Annotated in this window: 21 protein-coding genes; 1 reads left to right on the top strand and 20 read right to left on the bottom strand. The window is 31.1% G+C overall.

The genetic code is table 11. The features are described from left to right. Position 1: 1 nt before the first annotated feature. The 4 genes from AACQ14_RS00640 to AACQ14_RS00625 form a co-directional block, all read right to left on the bottom strand. Positions 2 to 526: an FmdE family protein gene (locus AACQ14_RS00640; protein ID WP_339361629.1), complete on the bottom strand. Its 525-nt coding sequence runs from the start codon at positions 524 to 526 to the stop codon at positions 2 to 4. A gap of 696 nt (positions 527 to 1222) precedes the next feature. Further along, positions 1223 to 2011, bottom strand: coding sequence for a carbohydrate-binding protein (locus AACQ14_RS00635; RefSeq protein WP_423247980.1), 789 nt, complete (start codon positions 2009 to 2011; stop codon positions 1223 to 1225). A 140-nt stretch (positions 2012 to 2151) separates the two neighbouring features. After that, the gene (locus AACQ14_RS00630) at positions 2152 to 2874 is read right to left on the bottom strand and encodes an NAD-dependent protein deacylase (RefSeq protein ID WP_339361627.1); all 723 of its coding nucleotides are present in this window, start codon (positions 2872 to 2874) and stop codon (positions 2152 to 2154) included. Positions 2875 to 2884: 10 nt separating this feature from the next. Next, positions 2885 to 3580 carry an RluA family pseudouridine synthase gene (locus AACQ14_RS00625; RefSeq protein WP_339361626.1) on the bottom strand — a complete coding sequence of 232 codons (696 nt, stop codon included), beginning with the start codon at positions 3578 to 3580 and terminating at the stop codon, positions 2885 to 2887. 228 nt (positions 3581 to 3808) lie between these two features. Between AACQ14_RS00625 and AACQ14_RS00620 the strand changes: the two genes are divergently transcribed. After that, the gene (locus AACQ14_RS00620; protein ID WP_339361625.1) at positions 3809 to 4819 is read left to right on the top strand and encodes an SPL family radical SAM protein; all 1011 of its coding nucleotides are present in this window, start codon (positions 3809 to 3811) and stop codon (positions 4817 to 4819) included. Positions 4820 to 4823: 4 nt separating this feature from the next. Here the strand turns inward: AACQ14_RS00620 and AACQ14_RS00615 are convergent, their stop codons facing one another. The 16 genes from AACQ14_RS00615 to AACQ14_RS00540 form a co-directional block, all read right to left on the bottom strand. After that, positions 4824 to 5297: an HD domain-containing protein gene (locus AACQ14_RS00615; RefSeq protein ID WP_339361624.1), complete on the bottom strand. Its 474-nt coding sequence runs from the start codon at positions 5295 to 5297 to the stop codon at positions 4824 to 4826. Next, a complete protein-coding gene (locus AACQ14_RS00610) occupies positions 5248 to 5970 on the bottom strand; it encodes a putative ABC transporter permease (protein ID WP_339361623.1) in 723 nt (240 codons plus the stop codon). The genes AACQ14_RS00615 and AACQ14_RS00610 overlap by 50 nt, the downstream gene beginning before the upstream one ends. Before the next feature lie 43 nt (positions 5971 to 6013). Further along, positions 6014 to 6592: a TetR/AcrR family transcriptional regulator gene (locus AACQ14_RS00605; protein WP_339361622.1), complete on the bottom strand. Its 579-nt coding sequence runs from the start codon at positions 6590 to 6592 to the stop codon at positions 6014 to 6016. Positions 6593 to 6681: 89 nt separating this feature from the next. Then, positions 6682 to 7338, bottom strand: a complete 657-nt coding sequence (locus AACQ14_RS00600; protein WP_339361621.1) for a phage head-tail adapter protein — start codon at positions 7336 to 7338, stop codon at positions 6682 to 6684. Positions 7339 to 7362: 24 nt separating this feature from the next. After that, positions 7363 to 8409, bottom strand: coding sequence for a hypothetical protein (locus AACQ14_RS00595; protein ID WP_339361620.1), 1047 nt, complete (start codon positions 8407 to 8409; stop codon positions 7363 to 7365). Positions 8410 to 8578: 169 nt separating this feature from the next. Beyond that, the gene (locus AACQ14_RS00590; RefSeq protein ID WP_339361619.1) at positions 8579 to 9739 is read right to left on the bottom strand and encodes an iron-containing alcohol dehydrogenase; all 1161 of its coding nucleotides are present in this window, start codon (positions 9737 to 9739) and stop codon (positions 8579 to 8581) included. A gap of 21 nt (positions 9740 to 9760) precedes the next feature. Next, entirely contained in the window at positions 9761 to 10879 is a 1119-nt protein-coding gene (locus AACQ14_RS00585; RefSeq protein ID WP_339361618.1) for a C45 family peptidase, read from the bottom strand. A 41-nt stretch (positions 10880 to 10920) separates the two neighbouring features. Then, entirely contained in the window at positions 10921 to 12051 is a 1131-nt protein-coding gene (locus AACQ14_RS00580) for a hypothetical protein (protein ID WP_339361617.1), read from the bottom strand. 32 nt (positions 12052 to 12083) lie between these two features. Continuing rightward, positions 12084 to 12800, bottom strand: coding sequence for a cysteate racemase (gene cuyB, locus AACQ14_RS00575; protein WP_339361706.1), 717 nt, complete (start codon positions 12798 to 12800; stop codon positions 12084 to 12086). Between the two features lie 16 nt (positions 12801 to 12816). Further along, entirely contained in the window at positions 12817 to 13059 is a 243-nt protein-coding gene (locus tag AACQ14_RS00570) for an acyl carrier protein (protein WP_339361616.1), read from the bottom strand. A 23-nt stretch (positions 13060 to 13082) separates the two neighbouring features. Then, complete coding sequence (locus AACQ14_RS00565) at positions 13083 to 14759, bottom strand: AMP-dependent synthetase/ligase (RefSeq protein WP_339361615.1); 1677 nt, start codon at positions 14757 to 14759, stop codon at positions 13083 to 13085. Between the two features lie 32 nt (positions 14760 to 14791). Then, entirely contained in the window at positions 14792 to 19267 is a 4476-nt protein-coding gene (locus AACQ14_RS00560; RefSeq protein WP_339361614.1) for an amino acid adenylation domain-containing protein, read from the bottom strand. A 273-nt stretch (positions 19268 to 19540) separates the two neighbouring features. Continuing rightward, positions 19541 to 19792: an acyl carrier protein gene (locus tag AACQ14_RS00555; protein ID WP_339361613.1), complete on the bottom strand. Its 252-nt coding sequence runs from the start codon at positions 19790 to 19792 to the stop codon at positions 19541 to 19543. A 29-nt stretch (positions 19793 to 19821) separates the two neighbouring features. Beyond that, positions 19822 to 23217, bottom strand: a complete 3396-nt coding sequence (locus AACQ14_RS00550) for a condensation domain-containing protein (RefSeq protein WP_339361612.1) — start codon at positions 23215 to 23217, stop codon at positions 19822 to 19824. A gap of 18 nt (positions 23218 to 23235) precedes the next feature. Continuing rightward, positions 23236 to 24723 (bottom strand): condensation domain-containing protein, encoded by a 1488-nt coding sequence (locus AACQ14_RS00545; RefSeq protein ID WP_339361611.1) that lies wholly within the window; start codon positions 24721 to 24723, stop codon positions 23236 to 23238. A gap of 34 nt (positions 24724 to 24757) precedes the next feature. Further along, the coding region (locus AACQ14_RS00540) for a condensation domain-containing protein (RefSeq protein WP_339361610.1) at positions 24758 to 26345 on the bottom strand (1588 nt) is incomplete at its 5' end.

Genomic DNA, 26345 nt, shown 5'->3' with positions numbered 1-26345 from the left:
TTTACCAGCCTCTTGTATATTCATCATAACAATCAAGACATAGTTTTTTTCCATTACTTATCCTTATATTACTTTCTTTTGCACCTTCTCCACACTTTTCACATATGACAGTATTAAATATTCTTGCACGAGAAGGTACTTCATAGTTTGGTTTTTTTATACTGAACACTTCTTCTGCTGGAGCCTCTAGTATATGTATTGTTCTCTGTTCTCTAGTCATTTCAGTTTTATTTCCATTTAGTATCAATCTTATACTGTCTCCATTGATACGATTAAAAAATGAAAATGCCATCTTGCCTGTATCTTTATATATTAGATTTCCTTTTCCCATTGTACAACCTGTAATGACTTGAACAGCATCTACTCCACAAGCATCATTTTCTGTAATACATACTAATTCTTCATCTTTAGAGAATGTTAAATTGATTTTTTCCATAGCTATTTCACATGCACGGTATCCAATAGCTAACCCTGGACATTCATGTCCATGAAATTCTTTACATTTTTCCCATAACTTTTTCTTCATGATATTCCTCCTTTTGATATAGCTAGCAATGGCTAACTAATATGGCTAACAGCCGTTCCAATAGTATAGGAGAATATTCTCCTATACTATTTACGCTCGAATTTTGCATTTTGCCTTATGTATGCGTTTAATAAGAGTTTATTATGACGTAAAAAAGCCCATTAAAAGTACTAATTAAATTAGTACCCTTCATGGGCTGTTTGTGTCGTAAACTTAAATTTCTATAAGTCTTTATATTAAGCCTTCATGGCTTATATTCTATAAAGATATTATCATAGGTGTTATTAAAAGTCAAACTTAATTTACACCAGTAAATATACATAAACATTACATTTTGAATAAATCTACTGTTTCAATCAGCCTTCCTGTAGCCTCTTTACTTTCTTCTGGTCGTCTAGGTTATCTACTATACTATCAATATATTTTACTGTCTTATCAAATATGTCTTTTGTATTAACCATATAATCAGCACCTGTACTTACTATACTGTCTATTTGTTCTATGGATCAACTACCGAATATCTTTAGTAGCTTACCAGTATTTTCTGAGAATGAACTAATTTGATTATATGAGGATTATAAGTTTTTATGTTGAATATTGTTGATGATAAAATTAAAGACCGCCTCTATATGCATACTATAAATATTAGTAAAATGCATTAGAGACAGTCCTTTTATTATTCAATATTTATTTTTATTAAGCTTCTACTCCATACACTTCAATTTGTGTAAGTGCTGGGAATGGTGATGGATCATCAGCTTTCTTCAAATCTTTTAGAACCAGCCACTTGATTTTCTTTTGTTCAATTTTTATTATATGTGGTTTATAGCTTTTTTCAAGATCCCAAACTAATTCAGAATCGTCAGAGAAAACAATCTTCACTTGTTCCCACCAGTTATCATGTGGAAAATCGCTTCTTGTATATAATACGATTTTATCAACTGCTACTAATCTTCCAAAATCTAATTTCATCTCGGCATCATCCTGCATATTGATCCCCCATGATTGATAAGGCCAAGGACCATGTGATCTGTTTTCACAAACACCATCAATTGCATTTCTTGCTGCAAAAACTGCTTCTCCTCTTGTTTCTACATTTGCTTTTGCATGAGGATATAATCCTTCAATACCATTTTGATCAATAACATTTTTAGCAAGATTCTTATATGCACCTATTTCTTCTTTAGTAGCAATTCTTAAATGCAGTAGATGAATATTTCCACTAAATACTTTTGGTGAGAAATTAGTTCTTTTTTCTTCAAATGGTACATTATAAACTACTTTATTTTCTGTGAAATATACAAAGGCTTCTCCAAGTGCATCATCAATTTGTCCAATAAAATATTGATTTTTTTCACTTGACTTGAATACAATCTTGTCTCCCTCTTTATATGTATCTTGATAAACTAAATATACTTCATCAGTATTACTGCACTCTGCTAACTTATTACCTGCTTGGTCCAATACTTCTATTGATAGATTAATCATAAGTTCCTCCTATAATATATAATTTCATAGTATATTATATCAATATTCTTAAAAATTTCAAACTGAAATTATAAACCAAGTTACAAAATATAGTAAATAGTAAATTTTTCTACCACTAAAAATAAAAAACTATACTCTTATAACAAAAAATCCTTCATAACTTCTCCAATAGGCTTATTAATAACTAAATCTGCATAGCTGTCATAAGAAGTTTCCTCTTTATTGATAAGAACTAGATATTTCCCATTAAAATATTGTATAAGTGAAGCTGCTGGATAAACTACCAATGATGTACCCCCAATAATTAATACTTCCGCACAGCTAACATATTCCACAGCTTTTTTAAGAATTAATCCATCCAATCCCTCTTCATACAGAACCACATCCGGTTTGACAATGTCTCCGCATTTTGTACATCTAGGAACATCATCACTATCTAAGATGAAATCTATATCATAAGATTCACCGCAAGACATACAATAATTTCTATACACTGATCCATGTAATTCAACGACTTCTTTACTTCCTGCCATCTGATGTAAATTATCTATATTCTGCGTCACTACAGCTTTCAATTTTCCTCTTTCCTCTAACTTAGCTAACGCTTTATGAGCGTTATTAGGCTTGGCATCTCTATATATAAGATTCTCCTTGTAATACTCATAAAAAATCTTAGGTTTTTTCATAAAAAAAGTATGGCTTATTATTGTTTCTGGGCGATAATGATATTTCTGAACTGCTTTATACAACCCTTTTTCAGAACGAAAGTCAGGTATATCACTTTCAGTGGAAACACCAGCACCCCCAAAAAACACTATATTATTACTTGAATCTATTATATCCTTTAATTTATTTAACATAAAATCACCCCTAAATATTATTGAACATGTTAAAAGGATACTCATTACTTGGTTTTAGTTCATATTTACAGATCTTATTCTCTTTGGGATGCTTGAATGAAATGAATCCAGCCCACAATGCAATCTGTGTCCATTTCTTCATTTTCATAAAAATTTCATTGTATTTATTATCTCCCCATATGGGCATAGTAGCATTAGAAAGTTGAACACGTATCTGATGATGTCTTCCAGTTTTGAGATTAATCTTCAATAGACTCAAAGTACCATATTCTTCAGTTTCAATGGTTTCTATTAATTCATATTCTAAAATAGCTTCTTTGGCATCTTCTACGTTTTTAGCAACTACTTTGGATATATTATTTCGACCATTCTTTTTAAGGTAATCTCTTAATTCTCCTTTATCTTGGCTAGGCTTGCCACAAACTACAGTATAATAGTGTTTCTCAAATCTTTTAAACCTAATTTCTTCTGATAATTTCGTATTGGCATATTTTGTCTTGGCAAACACCATCAAGCCACCCACTGGTCGGTCAAGTCTATGAATTAAACCAATATATGGATTTCTAACATTATATTCTTTAATCAAATACTCTTTCAATAATGTTAACATATCCTTATCTCCAGTCTTGTCCTTTTGTGAAGGGACTTTTGGAGGTTTTTTTGCAACAATTATATGTGTATCTTCATATAGTATCTCTAATTCCATTTTAGTCTCCTATTAATTTTATATAAATTTTTTATTAAACAACTTAATTTAGTACTTGGTTATAGTAATAGAATCTCATTAGTCTCTAATAAATGTTTCCATATATTAGTATAATCCATTATTGACCTAATATCCATAGTTAGATTTATAGCTGGTTGGTTAAGAATATTTTATATTGAAATAGAAATACTAAATATATCATTAATTAAATACTATAGAGGTGATATCTTGGATAAATTTATACCAGCAAAAGTACTTTATGAAGAAAAAATTCTTGAATATGAGTTAGGGAAAACCCTTTATGAACGTTATAAAAATTTGAATATTGAAATGATACCCATAGAAAAACATCATGATGTAGAATTCATTAAAAAAGCACCTGATGAAAAATTTGTTGAGTTCAAAAAATATCTGGTTCTTGGTATCAGAAAAAGTTTACAATTAACTCCTAATAAATTATCTGCAGATTTCATTGTCCCTTTTACATCTTCAGGTTGCTCAGCTATATGTACATATTGCTACCTTGTATGTAATTTCTTCAAAGGTTCGTATTTACGCATATTCGTTAATCGAGAAGCAATGATTAATTCCGTAAAAAGAAAAATTAAACAAGTAGGAGAAAGAAAAATATATGAAATAGGCTCAACAAGTGATATGGTTCTTGAAAATACCATTACAGGTAATTTGAGATGGGCTATAGAAGAATTCGGCAAACTAGATAATGCAACTTGTACCTTTGCCACAAAATTTGCTATGGTTGATGACCTTCTTGATGCTGACCACAATGGAAATACTCAGATGAGGATTAGTGTCAATCCAGATTATATTATTAGAAAAGTTGAAATAGGCACTTCTAAACTTGAAGATAGAATAGATGCCGCAAACAAAATGTTTAATGCAGGATACAGAGTTGGTGTCAATATAGCACCTATAATCCTTTTAGATAATTGGCAGGAAATGTATAGAGAATTGTTGGAATCTTTGTCCAAAAAACTTGATGACAAACTAAAGGAACAATTGTTTTTTGAACTTATCTTCATGACTTATGGATATGCCAATGATACCATTAACAGCGCCGCTCTAAAGGGTGTTCTTAATGTATTTGATAGATCAAAAATGTGTCCAAAAGGACGTGGGAAGTTCTGTTATGACCTAGATATTAGAGAAGATGCAGCTAGATATTTTAAAGACCTAATCGCTCACTATTTCCCTAATGCTACAATTAGTTATATTGTATAAGTGCTCACATTATTATTTCTTTAATAGCAATCCATTTATCAACTAATGTAACTACCCATGATTCCGCATATCTTGGTAGTTTTAATGTGAGAGGAAACATATGTTTAACAATGATATCCTGCTCACGTTTGTTTAATTTAAAATGTCTATTAGCATTAGCAAGGGCAATCCTTGGATGGACAAAACCATGCTTGCCTTCTTTTGGTTTTGTTTCATGCCAATCATAGAGATAAAAATCATGTAATAGTCCTCCCCTAGCACCAGCACGACAATCTAGATGTAGGCGTTTGCATATAATAAAACTCTTATAGGAAACATCTAAACAATGATTCAATGTAGTAACATCGGAATGTTGAATAAATGTTTTCATTAATTTTACATTTGGATGTTTTATAATCTCCGAAACACACTCTCTATATTCACTGACATTACCTAAATCTACTAACGATTTGTGTTTTGAATTTCTCAACACCTTCATTAAGAATACTCCTTACGTCAAATTTTAGTGTTCCTGCATTTAATTTTAATAAATCAGGAAAAGCATTAAATATTCTTCTGCATTTTATAATACGCATACGATATTTTTCAAATGGGATTTCAGCGTATTTTCTGATAGCTTCCCTAAGTGATATGACATCTTTAGTTGATAATATCACATCTGTTATAAGATATACTGTAAATATTACTGACATACTTACTATAACACCCTCATTAAAACCGGATAAATAATATGAAATATTTGGATGCAATAGTATTAAGAAAACAAAAATGAATACTCCCCAACCAATAGAGAACTTCAAGCAAATATATCCTTTCAAATTAAAAGGTTTATCAGTATAATCCCACCATTTTTTATTAAATATTTTTTCCATTGCAAAACCAGTCAAGAATTCAAGTGTTGTAACAACCAATGTGGATACTAATACAACTATAAATAAATTTAATATATAATTATTTGTAGTATTTCCTATAATCCTTTGCACCACAATTACAGACAATGCTCCTAATCCATATATAGGAATGAAGAATCCTTTTAGGAATCCTCTATTAACAAATTTTCCCGTGCATACTGATACAAAAGATGTTTCCCATACCCAGCCTAAAAAAGAATATATACTAAAGTAAATCATTAATCTACTTAAATCAACCAATCATCTCAACTCCTTCTTATGTCTTTATAATTAAGCTATGTGTCTATTGAAAAATCACAGATAAAGCGTCTAATGAGTCAAGTATATCTTCATTCTTATTAGCATCCAGAGTATATTCAAATGCTACACCTAGAACACTTCCTAATATCAATCTTGATAAAGTACTGGAAGAAAAATCCTTGAATTCATCTACTATTGAACTGCTTTCGTCAATACATTCTTTTATAACTCCTGACAAATGGTCAAATAGGTCAGATAGCATAAGTTTGAATGAATCAGATCTAAGAGCTAAACTTGATAAATCAAATAGTATCTTAAAAAGTTCAGGATTTCTTTCTAACGCTTCTTTTATGAAGTTAAATACATTTGAAATATCTTTTTTGTCTGATTGACTTTTTTTTATCTGTTTTTCAAGTTCTATTGTATATTTACCAATCATTCGTTTGATTATCTCTTGCAATAACTTCTTTTTGCTTCCAAAATAATAATGTAATTGACTAAGTGCAACATTAGCTTCTTTTGCTATGTCTCTCAATGATATATTGGCATACCCTTTTTCTGAAACACATTTATACGCCGCATCTAGAATTAATTCTGACTGATTAGTTTTACTACTCATCATATACAATCCTCTCTAAATAATTCGGACGACCGTCCTATATTAATTATAATATCCTAATATCGTAGATGTGTCAAATTAAAAAATGGCTACTATTTTTTAATCTTTCTTAGTTTCCTGTATATCCTCAAGCATCCATTCAAATGCAAGAATTGATGTCTTGAAAAAGGCATGAGCAACAAGCCCCTATAATTTTTCTTACACCAATAATCCACAAGCCAAAATGCTTTTTCATCGGTAGATACTGAATTCAATACTATAAGCTTTTCCTTTCTTTCCTCACTAACCTTGGTTCTACTTTCTTTCAGTGTCATATTTTCAATTAACTTGTTAGTGTTTTGGAAAACATCTGTTATATAATTTTTTAATTCATCTATATTCAATTGCTTCGAAAATTCAACTAACTGCTCTCTAGGTATTTCATTACCTGTTGTGGATATAGGAGATTGTATCCTATTTTGATAATCATTTTTATAGAAAATCTGTTCCTGATCTAATATCAATGTATTTGAAGGAATATCTTCAATCCTAGTCAAATGATATAGAAAATAAGCTATTGTCTTATCTTTTGCCAAAGGCATCAAAGAATATTCTTCCTCATTGACATTATCAAAAATGAATTGATATATTTCCCATAATTCCTTTCTAAATTCTAACAAATGTTTTATACCTATTTCAAATTCATCTTTTTTCTTAATTGCACCTTGGAACTCTTTAAAAAGTAACGATAGTTCAGCTTTCTCTTTCATTATTATTTATCATCTCCGTCTTTGTTAAATATGCTTTAGACATTCTATGTATCTAGACGTTACAGCATAATCTTCTGATTTTAACCTTTCCAATATCTCTAATATCTTTGTTACGTTCTTATGCTCTCCCTTCATTGTATACTTTATAGTCAGGTAGAACATATTTCGTGCTTCCTTTTCCAATCTTTTAAATTCATCTATCATCTGACTTATTTCAGTTGAATCACTAGCATAATTTTCACTTACAAATTCAGACTGTATCTTCAGATAATGAAATCTATCCTTGATTAGCAAAAATGGTCTCATATCAAAATGGTAATAGAAATTATTGGATACTATATATTCTATATATATATCACATAAATCATAAATTGCATAGCCATAATATACATTTTTTATGTAATCTTTATTACCGTTATTATCTCTTTTATCAAGATAATTCTGCAATCCAACTATTAATCTATTGATTGTAAATCTGTCCCTATACTCAGTATAACTATGAAGAAGATGTACATCCTTAAGCCATTGCATTTTTTCTTTACTCAAACTATCTTCATCTAATTCTCTCTGGAGTTTATAGAATGCTGCCTCCATCTCATCATATGATACTGTTTGATATGAGTACTTATCATTGGAAAAAGCAAAAAACTCAGAACAATAAAAAACTCTTTCATCGTCATTATATCCATATATAAAAATGTGATGATATACTGGTTTCTTCTTATAATTTATGTAATTACTTATTTCAGATGTTTCAATTGGAAGAAAAATATAAAATTCCTTATCCAATGATTTCTTACAAAAAGTTATAAAATCCATGTCCATATCTAGAATAATATCTATAGGTACTCTTTTTTCTCCTATGCTTGAAAATTGTTCATTATAATGGCACTCCAATTTCATGACTCCATTATCATATGCACACTTCTCAACTCTAAAGTACATAAAATTTTCGTAAATCTCCTTACATAATTTATCCTGTGCAAGGAGTACAGATATTCGTGTTGAATCAAATGGTTTATATGTCAAGAATTCATTAGGTGATTTAACAGGTAATTTTTTTTCATTCATTATTCTAACCTCTCTCTTTATCATTAATTTATAATTAATACTTGATTAATTGTATTTACAACCTTTTTTGACAATTCTATAAAAAGTGGTCTCTTTCAAATGAATAGATATTTGTATATTATTAGTAAATTCCTGTCATCTAAATAGTCTTTCATCCCTGCTTTGCTTACTATAAACACATCTTATATATGTTGACAACATCTTCTTTTTTAAGTGGAACATAAGCAAATGTCAGCAAACCATTGCTCACTGCATTTACTGCCATAGACTCAAATTTTTCATCATCAATTCCTAATTCACCAAGTGTCCCCGGCATATTACATTCATCAAAGAATTTTCTAGTCATCTCTATAGCTTTTTCAGCTTTTTTATACTTATCATCCTCATTAAATATGTGCCATACGTTCTCAGCATATTCCACAAATTTGTCCACTGTTTTATCATTTAATATGTAACGCATCCAATTAGTCATCAATACAGCCATTCCTGCTCCATGAGTAATATCATAGAATGCACTCAACTCATGTTCCATTGGATGACAGGACCATGCCGAAGTCTTTCCAGCACCAGTAAGACCATTGAGTCCAAGAGCTCCTGCCCACATAAGATTGGCTCTAGCTTCATAGTTATCACTTTCCTTTATTGCAATTGGACCATATTTGATACATGTTTTAATGATTCCCTCTGCAATCCTGTCTTGTACAAATGTATCCTTATCCTTTGAAAAATAGCTTTCCATTGCATGGGACATAGTATCTACCACTCCTGCTGCTGTAAGGTCTGCTGACAAAGAATATGTATATACCGGGTCAAGAATTGATACTTCAGGCTGCAACAAAGGAGAATAAGTACCTATTTTTTCCTCTTCTTCTTCATTATTGATTACTGCACTTCCATTCATCTCAGAACCTGTACCAAAAGATGTCAAAACAGTAATTATCGGAAGTACTATCTTGATTTCTCCTGGGCATATAACCAAATCCCATGGATCATCTTCGTAATAATATCCTGCTGCTATGATTTTAGCACAATCAATTACACTTGCACCTCCAACAGCCAGAACTACATCAATCTTATTTTCCCGTGCGATTTTAATACCCTCTCGTACCATTTTTATCCTTGGATTAGGTGTAATGCCACCAAACTCAACCACATTACATTTATTCAAGACCTCTACCACTTCAGAGTAGATTCCATTCTTTTTAATTGCACCTTGACCATATACCAACAAAACGTTAGTACCATAGTTAGTCACTTCTTTTGATAAGTCTACAATCTTTTCTTTACCAAAGTAGACTTTAGTATGTGTGTTAAAAACAAAATTCTTCATATATAACTCCTATCATATTTATTAATCGCATTTCGCCCAAAAATTGCTGAATGCAGTTGGATACTCATTAACATAAGGAATCTTAATGTTAGTTGACCCTTTCTTTTCATTAAACATATCATATTTTTTCCAGCCATTGATATTTGGTGAACCAAAGCATACATGAATATCCAATGTTGTTAAATCAAATATCATGGAATATAATGTTCCCAGCCCATCCTCATAATAATGACAACATACCCCATGAGGCAGTTTATTGCTTAGTATTTTTTTCAGAGTATCTTTACTCACACTTGGAATACTCTTATTCATTGTATCCTGTGCAGCATTATATCTCATAACTGATTGATTCATTTTTGCGACATTATACTTTTTCATGGCTTCTACTGTATAATGATTTGTAGATATTAGATAATCCTCTGCTTTTTTAACCCTCACTTCTCTCTTTCCATTAAAACATGAAACCTCACATAGAACTGCCGTCCCCTGTTTATCAGCAATAATGAAATTTGAATTTGAAGATATGGGCATGTTCTTGAGCATATATACTGCATCTTCTGTATTAGTACAATTTTCTATAATACTCCTTATCGCAACCCAGAATCTTACACCATTAACAGATGTCTCAACTCCTGGTGCAGCTGCTGATACAGTTATTGATAATCCATGTTCATTAACCCCTTCGTATCTTCCAAACAGAAAAACTGCAAATCCAAGATGAGCTGGCTTTCCATTGATTCTGCATATGGATAATTTCTTTTCATCGTCAGGAGTATATTCATAACTTCTTCCAACAAGAACGTGACCATTTTTTGTTATACATGGCAATGCTACGATTTGGCAACAACCATAATTACTCTCAAACAAATTAGTATTAAGTACTATATTATCTGATCTAACCCCGAATGCCTCTGCAAAACCTTCAATTTCATCATTTAGACCAGGGCAATATTCATCATATACTTTTCTGATATACTTTATCTTTTCATTGGAAAGAGGTATATCAGAATCTTTAAAAAGATTATAATAGTATTTGGCATCACCAGGATATCTTTTCAGAGTCTCCCCACGCATTTTACCTACTTCATAACTGCTTCCTTCAAGTACAATATACTCATAATCTGCGTCTACACTTTTCATTAATTATTCATCTCCATCTTTCCCACCCATTATTGTTATGATTATAATTTTCGGAATGTTCGTAATACCTTTACACAGTTTTCCATATCTGTTTCATTAGGATTATTAACATCCAGCCGATTTGACATACCACAAATTCTGCGCCTTGTATCTCCTAATGTGACCCATCTATTATTGGGACATTTACATAATCTTTCTGGTATATGGTTACGATACCACTCAAAAAGCTCCTCATCCATATTTCTAAGAGTATCTGCCATTGCAGTTATGTTTTTTGAATCATTAAAATATATACACACCAGAAGAGAAGTATAATCCACATAGAAACCGATACAGCTTTTACTCTTATAGATGAATTCCACTTTCCATTTGAAGTCTGATGTAATATTTCTCATTGGTTTAACTCGCATCTTAAGGGGCATCTCTTTTAATGTTTCTGTAAGAATATTTATATTATGTGCTGAGTCTTGTGGCATGGTTTCTTTAATATCTGACATTTCTGGTGCAGGTGAATGATATCTCTTATAATCAAGCCTCATATAATTCATCCATTTATACTTACTTTCAGGAGCCCTGCACAAAACAGCAAGTCCCAAAAACATCTTAGGATATTTTTTACAAGAAAATATATAACCGTCTTCATACTCCTGCCTATCAATCCCACTGCTAAGTAGAATGTTGGCTCTTTCATGGGTTTCTCCACGTACTTTAGCTGTCTCAGCATTCTTTAACACATTTTCATATTTGTTTTTAGATATTTTCAAGAAAAAGGTATCTGTACATATGTCAGAGTAAATTCCTAATTCATATAAAAACCTGAAATAAAATGTTACCGACTGCTGAAATTTATTTCTAAGGGAAGATTCTTTTGCATCCTGATGATGCTGTTTTTCTATCATGAATTTCCCTTTATTGCGTTTATCACTCTTCATATACTCATCATATTTGGTTGAATCCAATTTGTACTTTTCATTATTATGATACATATCAAAATACAGATTCTTAACATATTGATAGAACTCAGCTTCTCCCTCTAGATAATTCTTAGTATCAATATTATCATTAAATGAGACTTCTACTTCCTTGAAAGAAGCCAGCATGTATAACATATGATATATAGATTTTTGCAGGGAGCTTTCATTATTATTTCTTGTAAAATCTTCAAAAAACATCTGTCATATCCTCCTAATCAGACCACTTTAAATCAAAACAATGTGTTATATTCTTCTTTTACTTGAAGGTCATTTAGTTCTATACTGCGTTTTGCCAGTAACTCAAGAGTGTCCAAAATCTTATACTCAACCTTATGTTCTTTATTTATCAATGATAATTCTGTGCATCCTATTATAATAACCTCTGCACCTTGTTCTCTTAAGTCTTCAATAACCAAGTCATACTTTTTGGTATCAGCTGGAATGTCTGACTTCACATTATCATATATTAACTCTGTAACATAACATTGCATTCTTTTTGAAGGTACCTTCACATCTATTCCAGCTTTCCCCATTTCTTTTTGAAATAATTGGGAATTAATTGTCCCTTCTGTAGCCATTATTCCCACACTATGTACATTTTTATCAATTAGCAGCTTCCTTGTTTCTTTGATGACATTGATAAATTCTACATTAGTTTCTTTTATTATGTCATCATAAAAATGATGTGCGGTAATACATGGCATAGCAAGATAACTTACATTTAATTTTTCTAATTCCTTTGCTATATTTATCAATACTGGAACTGGATTATCATTTGACTTATCCAATATGTATTTAGTTCTGTCAGGAATCATTGGCATGTTGAAGATTATCATATTCAAATGTTCCTGATCAATTTTAGCATTAGTCATTTTTACGATTAGTTCCTGAAAATAAGCAGTTGATAACGGTCCTACTCCTCCTATTACTCCTAAAACTTTCGTAATGATACCCTCCTTTACTTTAGTTTAGTTTTTTCCCAATATATGTTACGATATCATTGACTGTAATCATTTTAGGTATATCATCATCATCAATAGTAATCATAAACGTATCTTCAAATTTCAGAATCATTGATATTAAAACCATAGAGTTTATTCCTGTATCTACCCTGAGATTAGATTCTCTGTTTATCTCTACATTTTCATCCTCTAGAAAATCCTCTACAATAGAGATTACCTTTTTTTCTATATCCACATTTTTCATTTCATTTCCTCCTATAGTGTAGCTTATAGTCTTTTAATTTTTTTAGTAGATGTCTTTGGAAATTCAGTATCCCTTAACTTCACACTTCCTATCTGCATATAAACAGGTAACGACCTATTTACATCATTCACTTCGTTTTCAATATATTTTTGTACATCCACAATATTGTTTTCTTTTACAAATAGTTCATCTGGAAAAATAATTGCCTGTATCTGTTCTGTGTTATTCTCTTTGTTAGATACTACTTGTACTTCCTTGATAACTGGAAGAAGTGATATCTTCCCTTCAATCTCTTCAGGACTTACATTCTTACCATTACTCAAAATGATTAGATTTTTGACTCTACCTGTAATATACAAATAATTATCTTCATCCATCCACCCAATATCACCAGTCTTAAACCATTCTCCATCAAAAGCTTTATTGGTATTTTCTGTATCTTTATAATACCCAAGCATTACATTATCACCTTTTGCAAGTATTTCACCTACCATGTGACCATTGACCTTTTCATATCTTTCATCTTCATTTATCTTTACCTGACAACAGGAAACTACACAACCAATTGAATATTTCTTTTTAAATCTATCAGGATTTGCTGATAATAATGGTGAACATTCCGTAATTCCATAGCCTTGTACAATATTAACACCTATAGCATCAAAAAAATCAATATAAGATTGGTCCAGGTAGGCACCTCCAGAAACTATAAGTTTCAATTCTCCACCAAATTCATCTAATACACTCTTAAATATTTTCCTGGACAGATTAATTCCTACATTTTTCAATGCAGAGGAAAGCTTCAACATCTTCTTTAATATCTTCTCTTTATTTTTTTTCTTAGCAGATTCCATAATCGTTCTATGGATACTTTCAACTACCATAGGTACAGCATATAGAACAGATGGTTTGTAAAGTTTTAGATTCTGGCTCATATATTTTAAGCTGTCATTCAAACAGACTGATGCACCATAATACATCATCAACAATATATCACATGTCATTTCATAAGTATGATATAATGGCAATATTGACAAGGATGTATCTCTTTCATCCAAACCAAGTATTCGTTTGGCGCTCATTACATCTACGATAATATTTTTTTGACTCAGCATTACCCCTTTACTTTTACCAGTAGTACCCGATGTAAAAACAATTAAAGCTAGTGCCTCTGCATCAATTTTATTTTCGTCCACCGCATTGTCCAAGGACATGTCCTCTTTTTCAGATAGTGTTATTCCATTTTCTGATACTTGATTATCATTAATACATATAATCTTCTTTAATCCTTTTGAATCACTTTTCTCTATATCTGATAAATATTTCTTATCACAGAAAACAAGGTCTACATCGGCACGTTCAAGAAGTTCAAGATATTCTTCTGTACTAAGTAGAATATCAATAGGAACAGCTACCATTCCTGCATACAATACAGATAAATATGAAACTATCCAATCATATGAAGTTTTTCCTATAATAGCGATATGATGTTTTGGTAAATCCAATGATACTAAAAACTGGGATTTCTCTTTAACATCACTCAATAACTCATTATAGGTCTTACTTATTATTTTGTTTCTCAGCTTATATTTGAATACAGCTTTTTCACCGTAATTTTTTGCTGAAAATATCATCAACTCTTTAACAGAACTTAACTTCTCTCCATATTCATAAAAAGGGTTTTTATACGATTTTTTCATATTACCTTTTCTCCATTTATTCATAATATTTTTTAATAAAAAAGATTTTTTATCTCTTCTTCTGTTAATTCAACAGTGTCAAAATCTGATAGTAAAAAATTGATATCCTTATTATCTCTTACAACCTGTATCAATTCATCTAAGCAAGTGGTAATGTGATTACAAAACTCTTCTATTTGTATCTCACTTAAGATGTTCAAACTACAGCATAGGCTGATTTTCAATGTAGAGTCAATAATTATGGCATTTACCTCTATAGGGTTTTCCATATAATTATCTTCACTTATATCTTCACCTGTTTCGTAATCTGCGTACCCAAACAATTCCTTATCCAGTACAGAACTGTAATTACCTAGATAATTCATTTTTAATACTGCTTTTTTATTAATCCTATTCTGACAGTACCATGAAACAAATGTATTATTCTTACTGTATTCCTTAGCTTTCTTTATTCCGTCTTTAATATTTTTCATTGCAGATTCTATATTCTCGGTTGAATTTTCAATAATAATAGGTGAAATAGCTGTAAACCACCCTACTGTCCTAGATACATCTATCTCATCACTTTCATTTCTTCCGTGCCATTCCATATCAGCAATGAAACAATCACTTTTGGTAATTTTATTTAGTGCCATTGTTACAGCTGTCATTACCATATCCAATTCACTTATCATATTGTTTTCCTTAACTAGATTAAGTAACTGGCTTGTCCTATCTTTTGGAAGAATCAATTCTCTTTTCATGCTGTTTTTATATGTAATATTACAATCATACAACTTTAACTCATTTCCATATTTTTCAGTGTTCTCAACATATTCTTCTATCAGTTTATTATCAGTTCTTTCCCCTATGAGATAAGCGCTCCAGTCTTTAAAGGATGCAGACTTATATGATAATTCCATCCTGCTTCCATCCTTAATCTGCTTCAGTACTTTTTCAAAATCTTCAAGGAGAATGCTCCAAGAGATACCATCTATAACAATATGATGTGCTGTCACCAATAATATACTATCCTGCTCAGAAATATGAAAACAGCATGCTCCTATTAACAAATCTTTCTCTATATCAAAACCTGATTTTAATTCTATTCCTTTATCAATAATCATTTCTTTCTGCTGTTCTTCAGTATACTCAGATAAATCATATTGAATGACTTGAAATACATGATTATCATGGGCACCATTATATATGAGCTTTCCAGAGTTTTTATCATAATTCAACCTTAATGAATCATGAAATTTTACTAAATAACTAAAAGCTTTTTCTATCTGCTGGGTACTTATCTCTTTGTTCATCTTTAGAACAACACTTTGATTATAATAATTGCTGTCCTTATGGTTCATATTAAAAAACTGTGATAATATGGGAGTAAATTGAACTTCACCATCTATTTTGCTAAGCTCCCTACTACCTATAGCCTTCATGTTTCTTGCTACATCATTTATTGTTGAACCGGATAAGATATCAGAGGCTTTCAATCTATATCCTTCTTCAAGCATTTTTGAAGATATTCTTATGGCTTGGACTGAATCTCCACCTATCTCATAAAAATTGTCTATTGGTGATATTTCCTCTCTTTTAAGTATACTTCTCATTACATCAAGTAATATATCAACCGATTCACTCTGATTTTCAATTTCATCTGTTGTCCTTTCATTTCTGACCTGTACTTGTAAAAGAGAGTTTACATCTATTTTTCCATTTGTAGTCAATGGTATTTCATCTATTTCTATAAACCAATGAGGAATCATATAATTAGGTAATTTTACTGCTAGATTCTGCCTCAAGTCCTCTATTGTCACAAATGAACGTTTTACATAGTAACAGCATAAACCTTCCATTCCATTATTGTCTTTTCTGCTAATGACAATAGCCTCTTTGACGGCATCATTTTCCAGTAGAACATTTTTTATTTCATCTAATTCAATACGATGACCATGAATCTTGATCTGCATATCTTTTCTTCCAACGTATTCAATGCAGTCTTCTCTAATGAATCTTGCGTGATCTCCTGTTGCATACATCTTTTTCCCATTCTCCAATGGGTTGTCAACAAACTTTTGGGCAGTTAATTTACTTCTATTGATATATCCTGCTGCCAGTCCCTTACCTGAAATATATAATTCACCTATATTGTTGATAGAAACAGGATTCAAGTCAGTATCTAAGACATATATCTTTGTATTGGCTGCTGGTCTTCCTATTGGAACCACGTGTCCATTATCACTATACATATCATATTTGTATATCATACATCCAACTGTTGCTTCGCTTGGTCCATATTCATTATATATCTCAACATCTCTTCCCAGATTCATTGTTATCCTTTTAGCAAGATTCGTAGTGAGCTGTTCACCACCTACAATCATTCTTTTTATGGAAGAATTCTTATAAACCTTGTCTGTCAGCAAAGACATATGTGTAGGAGTTAGCTTTATTACCTGCACCTTATTCTCATTCATAATTCTGTGGAGCACATATTCATCTTCATCATCCCTGTAGATAACTATTTTATTTCCACTGATTAATGGGGTAAAAACAGAAGTCATGGTCAAATCAAAGGATAAAGAAGTAAATAAAGGAAATGCCCCTTCAGCACCATCTACATACATTTTATCTGCCCATATTATGTAATTAGCAAGTCCCCTATGTTCTACCATAACACCTTTTGGTTTTCCTGTAGTTCCCGATGTGTATAATATATATGCTATATCATCTATACTGCACATACTGTCTATATTACAATAATCTTTATTCCAGAACATGTTTTTATAATCTAAATACATTACATCAACTGAGCATTCTTGTAATTCAAAATCATTCAAATTGGTTAAAATAAGATCCATAGCAGTATCTTCAATTATGTACTTAATCCTAGACTCTGGATAATTACTATCAATGGGTATGAAAATTCCTCCCAGCTTCAATATTCCCATTATAGCTATTATAGTCTCCATTGAATGCTCTGTAACTATTCCTACTTTGCTTTTTCTGCCTATACCCTTTTCCCTTAACCAACCAGCAAGCTGGTTTATTTTTTCGTTCAACTGTTCATATGTTAAACACTCATCTCCATCTTCAAGAGCAACTTTATCATGAGCTGTTTTAACCTGTTTATTGAATAAATCAACAACTGTTTTATCAATGGGGTATGTTTCTGTATCATTGAATTGGTTAACCAGCTTTTCATATTCATTATCAGTTAATAATGACACCTGCTGTATTCTCAATTCATTATCACTTATCACTTTCTTGATTACACTAATAAGCTGTTTTCCCATTGAATCTATTTCACTATCTTTGAAATCAGAGACTTTATAGTCAACATCTATACCAAGGCTTGAACTTTCATTCCAATCTCTTATGATAACCTGAAGCGAATAATTTTGTTCACCATTAAAAAATTCTCTACTAACTACTTCAAATCCATCTATTTTATCTAATAGTTTCAAGTTATAATAGTTAAAACAATTATCGTATAGCTTTTCACCTTGGGCACCAGTTAATCCTAGATCCTTTACCATTATATTATATGGGTATCTATGATTAAAAAAACATGCCATCAATTCATTTCGTGCCCTTACTGCCATCTCTTTTATTGTTTCATCATCGTCTATAATAAATCTAAAAGGTACAGAACTCACATACATTCCAAGAGCTTTAAAGTCCTTCTTAGAATTTCTTCCCCAGAAAGGAACTCCAATAATTATATCCTTCTTCTGAGTACTCTTTCTTAGATATATCAAGTAAGCAGTCAACAATACGGCATTCATAGAAATCTTATTACATTTGCAGTATCCATATAATTCTTCTCTTATAGAGTTGTCCAATGTATATGTCTTTCTTCTGGCTGTCGTTTTAGACGTTGATTTATCACTGCTTAAGGAAAGATCTCTCATCTTTTCCATCCAGAATGATTTATTTTTATGGTACTGTGCAGATGTCAAATAACGTTTTTCATCATTAATATATCTTTTATAAGCAGAACACATATCCTGGTTTTTCACATTGTCAGAAGTTGGATTTTCATATTCTCTGCCTATGCAATCAGTCAATAGCTGGAAAGTCCATCCATCTGCAATAACATGATGTAATTTTATAAAATATCCATATGCATTATCATTGAGTTTGAAAACTATAAATTTGTATAAAAGGTTGTCTTCTAGAACAAAGGGGATTTTCCCTTGTTTTTGCACCCATACATCCAAATCTTCTTGACTGGAACATGATTTACTTAAGTCAACATAGGATATTTCATTCTCTGTATAATTTTTCATTCTATTATAATACTGATAATATTCATCACCATCTCTAGTAATGCGGATATGAAAGATAACATTATTATCCATGAATGAAATAATAGCTCTCTTCAATCTATGGACATCCACACTCCCTTTTATTAAAACATATCCACCGATGTTGAACATGACTGAATCAGGATGAAGCATTTGTGTCAGCCATATTCTTTTCTGTGGCAAGGTTAACTCATACAGGCTACCTTCCTTCATGCAGCATTCCTCATTTCTGTATATCTCTTTCATCAAGATTCTGATTATCTGGTTATTATTTTACTCAGTCATTTCACTTTAATCAGATTAATTTATAGCAATTCATACTTATCTCATATACAAAATATCTATAATCAAATAAATTATTGTTTCAATATACAATTAGTTATCTTATATTCTAATTTATTATAATTTTTTAATATTTTAATTTTATCATTAACATTATGTTTTTTCAATTTATTTTTGTATATGGGATTTATGTAAACTATAAACTTATTGCTTTTCGCTGATTTTTTTCTTGATATACTCTAATATCTCTGATAGTGTTTCAAATTTTTCATAATCCAAACATTCGTCGTCAAATTCAATATTAAACAGATCTTCCATACCAACAACCATCTTTATATAATATATTGAACTTACACCTAGTTTGCTTAGAGATACATCAAGCACAATGGCATTTTCTTCTAGCTGAAAAATTTCCATAAGTTTGCTTTTGAATTTTTCTTCAATAGTCTTATCCATCATTTTCCTCCTATCTTCGTAGTAGTAATCTAAATCCCATCACATTTACTCATAAGCTCATCAATAAACTGTTTTTCCATTAGATATAGATTTTCAAGTTTTTCTCCTGTCTTCTGTAAAGATTCTTGTTTGAATCTCTTAGTCAGAATATACTTTCCTATCATATTCATCTCTAGTCTCCAACCTCGTATTATTTCATTCAAGACACTCATATCCATAAGCTGTCCATTGAAGACAGTATCCAATTGAAATTTTCTGGCATGTTGTGCTTTTAATATGTTATTTATACTAAAATACAGCCTATCTACAGCTTCAGCAAAGTTCTGCTCTTCTTTAACCAATTCCTTATATCTGTTGATGAAATTCTGAAGTCTATCAAGTCCCTCCATTACTTCATCTTTGTGGTTTAGCATATGTTTCATCAACATCTTAGCGTATTCTTCATCTGGCTTTCTTGATACTTCCTGTGAGGATTTGAGGCTAAAATCAATGTATGATGGATATTGTTTATCTCTTATGAAATTCTTCTTGGCACCATCATATACATTGATAATGTCATTGTAGCTCATAGTTCTTTCTGTGAAGTCCAATATATTCTTATCACTCTGTTCCAGAACAAATGCGGACTCTAATTCATCATCATATCCATATATTAGTATTGTGTGTGGCCAATGTTCTTTCTCATAAGTATCCTTACGTATTGAACTGTAATAACAGTCTATCTGTATAATAACCAATCTACCTTTTTTAAGTGCAGTTTTTATGTTGCTGATGATATTATTACTGCGAATGATTCTATTAGCCTTCAATCCACATTTATTGAACATAGGAATTAATTTATCCTTAACTAGGTATGCTACATCTAGACTTTCATAGTTATCTGAACCATCATAGATAAACACATCATTGCAAAGTATTTCTTTAATACTCCTATTATAAAACTCAAGGACTGGGAATAAGGCACTATAAAAGCAGTCTTTGTATATTACATCATTAAATGGCTTTATTCCATCAATGTATACTTTTGATTTTTCATTTTGTGCCATATCCTCATTTTTATTATAGTCAAGGAAATTGGCTATATTTTTTCTGAAACTCTCCGTAATACAGTTAAGAGCTTCCTCGTCAATTATCTCTTTGATATAGTTGAAATTAATCCTCAGCTTATTCTCTATAATCAATCCAGTTATATCAAATATGTAATCTAGAAGCATATTCTCATCTATGGTATTACCAAAATCCATATCAGATATTGCAAATAAGTCATGGTTTATATTCTGGTCAAATTCTCCTAGATAATTAAAACGGATATCCGATTCAAAATCCAGCTTTTCTGATATATCACTTTGGGATAAGTATCGCAAAATTCCATAATCAAGTCCACGATTTGGTACTGATTCTATATTATCAGAGACTTTTTCTATGTATTTGAGGATATCATTTTCATCAATGGATAGATATATAGGATAAACACTGGTGAACCATCCAACAGTTCTAGCAATATTTATGTCTTCATCTATTTCACTTCTACCGTGACCCTCAATATCAACAACAAAATTCTTAAAATCAATGTTATTCTTGAGGGCAAGACCAATGCAACCCAATATTACATAATCCATATTTATAAAAAGTTCACCAGCTTTTTGCTGAATTAATTTTGTTTCCTCTTGTGAAAATACTACAGCAAAATCTTTTCTTTCTTTTAATTTAGTCATACATTTATCATGATTATCTTTTTCAGATTTTAGCTTGTCGCCAAGTTTCATCCAATAATCTTGACTTTGTTTTATTTCTTCTTCATTTACATATTGTATTAATCTATCAACCCACTTTTTATAAGGATGGGTTTTATTATTTAATCTCAGTTTTTCTCCATTTAGAAGTTGGTTATAGCCACGTGCAAAGTCTTCAAGAATAATACGCCAAGAAAATGCATCAATCAACAGATGATGTATTACCAAGAGAAGATGATCCCCATCTGATTTATGGAAACATGCCCCTCTTATAAGTGGACCATTTTCTATATCTAGTCCAGCCTGTACATTATTGATAGAGGATAATATATCCTTTTCTTCAATATCCTCAAATTTATCTAAGCGGAATAATTTTTCTATATTCTCTTTATCCGTAGATAATACTTCCTGAACCACTTTATTGTCTTCTAATTTATATATGGCTCTCAACATATCATGATGAGCAATTATCCCTTCCATAACCTCTTTCACTATATCCATGTCAAATCCTTTTTCACTATACAGGAATAATGACTGGTTATAATGAGAATAATTCATATCCTTATTTTCAAAGAAGTTCTTTTGTATTGGAGATAAAGCAACCTCTCCAGTAAACATTTCTTGACTTATTACTTCATCAGATTCTTTTAATACACTACTCAATTTCTCTATTGTTGGATAGGTATATAAATCTTTTACTGAAAATTTATAACCAGACAGCATTGCAACCATTCTAATTGCTTTGATGGAATCTCCACCTAATTTGAAAAAACTGGTTTTAACACTGATATCCTTAATACCTAGAATCTCTTCCCATACTTTTTCCAGCTCTTCTTCTCTATCATTCCTTGGAGCAACATATATATCCTCATCTTCTTCTACTTCATCATCACTCTCTTTTATACTATTTAATCTAACAGCTTCCATTTTTTCTTTCCATGAAAGCAATGTAGGGTCTGACAAAATATCAATATCACCAATAAGAATATTATAATCTCCCATAACACTCTGTATATACTTATTTAAGTCTTCTGCAATGTTTTGTATAGTTTCAACATTATATAATTCTTCTTTATAGATTAACCTAGCACTGAGGCTGTCATTTTCCATTTTGAACCTAAATATCACATCTGAACTTTCTGTGTAGGTATCATCCATGTCATGAAGTCCTTCCATCTCAATTACAATCCCAAATGATGGTTCATCCTTATACATAGGAAGCTGCAAGGATTGAAAAACATGGTATAGTGGATATATTTGATTTTCATATGCTGATTTTATATTCTCCTTACATTCTATAAGCAACTGTTTAAATGTCTTATCACTATTCATGTTATATCTTAGAGCCAACAGTGAATTGGTTCTGCTCTGTTTATCACTGTCAGCAAGTATTGGAAAACCTATCATAATATCTTTTTGATCCGTATACATATGAGTCAGATAAACTGTTCCAGTAGTAAGAAGAATGAACATGGCATATTGAGAGTTATTACATAGTGCCTTCATTTTTCCATATATAGCTTTATCAAAAACATATTCATATTCTTTCATATTGCTATTTTTATTATCACTAATATTGTCATATGGTATTATACTGCTCTTTTCACATCCAGATAAAATACTCAGCCAGTAATCATGTTCTTTCTCATATTTGTTACTGGATATTATTATATTTTTCATATATCTATCCATACTATTCAAACTTCTCCTTTATAGATTTATATCAAGATTGTTCAGCAATTTTTCAGGTTCATCAACGACTTGTTTCAGTATGCTTATATATTCATTCAATAATGTTTTTATGGTCTCTTCCTTGAACAATTCTTTACTATATATAAAACATATATTCAAATGTTTTTCTGATGAATTGAATATATTTATCTGTAGATCAAAACGTCCATCAGTCTCTATGTAATCATGGTATGGTTTCACTTTTATATCACCTAATTCAAGCTCACCATAATCTGTATTCTGCATTATGAACAATGTATTTATCAATGATTTATCCTTAATCTTTGACTTCTGCCTTATCTTATCCGTCAATACGTCAAAAGGATACTCCTGATTAGAATAGGCATTCAGTAGAATCTCTTTTGTATCATTCAAGAAATCAAAGTACTTCTTTTCTCCTGAAGGATAGTTTCTTATGGCAAGAGTATTAACAAACATACCTATCATGTTATAAGCTTCTTTTATTGTTCTTCCCTGACAGCTTAAGCCAGTTACCAAATCATCTTTTCCAAGCCATTTCCATAGTAGTACATGATATACAGAAAGCATAAGCATATTTAATGTGACACCATTACTAGAACAGAACTGTAACAGCTTATCACGATAATCATCCTGAAATTCATGATATAGTGATTTCTCAGTATATTTTCTTATACCTTCCTTTGAAAAATCTGTTTTCAATTCTGTTGACATTTTTCCATCATCAAACTGTTCCAACCAGTATTTTTCTTTTGATAGTCCTATATCCGATTTCAAGAAATTGTTGTACCATTCAACATAATGCTCATAATGAACTTCTGTCTTCGCTGGCTCTATACCTTGATATAGCTGCTGAAACTCATTCATCAAGACAACTATTGATTTTCTATCAGAAATGATATGGTGAATATCCATAAGAAGGACATATTTTTTACTATTATATTTAATAAGCCTTACCCTGAACAAGGGTGCCTTATCAAGTTGAAAACTTCTTACGAATGACCGTATATCTTCTTCTATATTCTTTTCATTTCCTTCAACGGATTCAATTGAGAAATCAGAAACCCCATTGATCTTCTGCATATATTCACCGTGATGAAGATGAAATGATGTTCTTAGGGCATGATGCCTCTCTACTATTGTTTTAAATGTATCATTGATCTTTTCTTCATCTACATCTCCTTCAAGAAAAAGCACACGAGGGATATTATAGGCAGTATCCCTTTTCATGAATTGATGTAGAAGAATCATCTTTTGTGATGGAAGCATTGGATAATATTCTTTTTCCTGTGAATCCTTTATTATATCTTCAAAGTCTGAATGATTACTTTTATCCAAATCCTCTGTTTCACTAATACTAATTTCTTCTTTTACGATATCTTCAGATAATACATAATCATACAGTTCCATAAGCATCTTAGCAGCTTTTTCTTTATCCAAACTGCCTGATGCAACCTGCTCTAGTATATATCTCCTTACTTCTTTCATACGTCACCTCTATACACACTATAGTATTTGTAGTTTAAAAATCAAAATCTACATCAGCTTCAATTATCTTTGTGTCTTGTACTATATCCATATCCAGACTAATATCCTCTATCTTAATAGAATCATTTTGTGAAATGACCTCTAACACTTTTTTATAATCTTCCATCATTCTGCAAATCATGTCTTTCTCTAGATGGTCACATGCATATTTTATTTTTATATTAGTCTTGTCAGGGAGAATCTTAACTATTACTCTCATCTTTTGTGTTTCTACTGTTGTTTTATCATCTTCGTATTCTAATGTGATATTATCACTCTCTATGAATTCTCTATCTAGAATAAACATAGTGAATACTGTATCAAATAAATATGATGTGTTATGATATTGCCCATTTGTCAAATCCTGTATGACTTCATTAACATGATATTCCTGATTATTAATTGCACCAATAAGTGTTTTCTTGACATCATCCATAAATTCTGCAAAAATCTTATTTCCATAAGGATAATTCCTAAGTGGTACACCATTAGCAAAAGTACCAATCATATCACTAAGCCCACCATAATTTCTTCCATGTAAAGGTGTTCCTATTACAACATCTTCTGAAGCAGTATATCTAGAGTAAACAATATTGAAAGCTGAAAAATATACCATAAAAAGTGTGGTTCTATTATCTTTGGCTACTTTGTTTAATCTATTTAATAGAGTAGTATCTGTTATAATCTCATCTATATCATTTCCAGTATACACTTCTGTTTCTTCTGGGTTAAATCCAGCAATTTTACCTTTTTGAGGATCATAATTCTCAAAGTTTTTCTTCCAATATTCTTTTTCCTCTGTTGTATCTATGGATTCCCTGTGATCTACCTGCCACTGTGCAAAATCTTTGTACTGTATATATAACTCTTCCATATTTCTTCCTTCATATAGTGCAGCCAGCTCATTTATCATTAATACTACAGATAAGCCATCTGCCACAGTATGGTGAGAATCAAGAAGCAGTTTTGTACTGTTCTCATTTTGGAATAATGTTGCCCTTATAAGAGGTACCTTTTGTAGGTCAAATGGCTTTACATAATCTCCGATATCATAATTCTCTTCTGTTACTATATTCAACTTGAAAGGTACATCATCATGAATTATCTGCATAATTTCTTCGTTAATCACATCAAAGGATGTTCTAAATATATCATGTCTATATAACATCTTCCTGATAGCATCTTCCAGCCTTACTGCATCAACACTACCTTTGATATCAATTACCGTTGCAATATTATTTCCTGTAAGACTATCCTTTAACTGCTCTTGCATATAGAAACCTAACTGCTCTGAAGTAACTCTATAATATTCTTTCTTTTGAACAGGTTTTATTTCATCAGTATCCTCATTGGCATTATTCCTGATATAATCAGCAATCTTACTTATAACCGCATCATTGAATACCACCTCTAATGGCAATTCAACATCAAAATGATCCACTATCATGGAAATCATTGTCATTACCTTTAATGAGTGACCTCCTATGGCAAGGAAATTATCATCCCTGTCAAAGTTGTCTGTCTCTAGTATCTCACTCCAGATTTCTGCCAGTTTCAATTCAATCTCATCTCTATAGGCTACA

Source organism: Vallitalea maricola, assembly GCF_036985595.1.
Classification (GTDB): domain Bacteria; phylum Bacillota; class Clostridia; order Lachnospirales; family Vallitaleaceae; genus Vallitalea; species Vallitalea maricola.
This window is presented reverse-complemented; position numbering and strand designations above follow the sequence as displayed.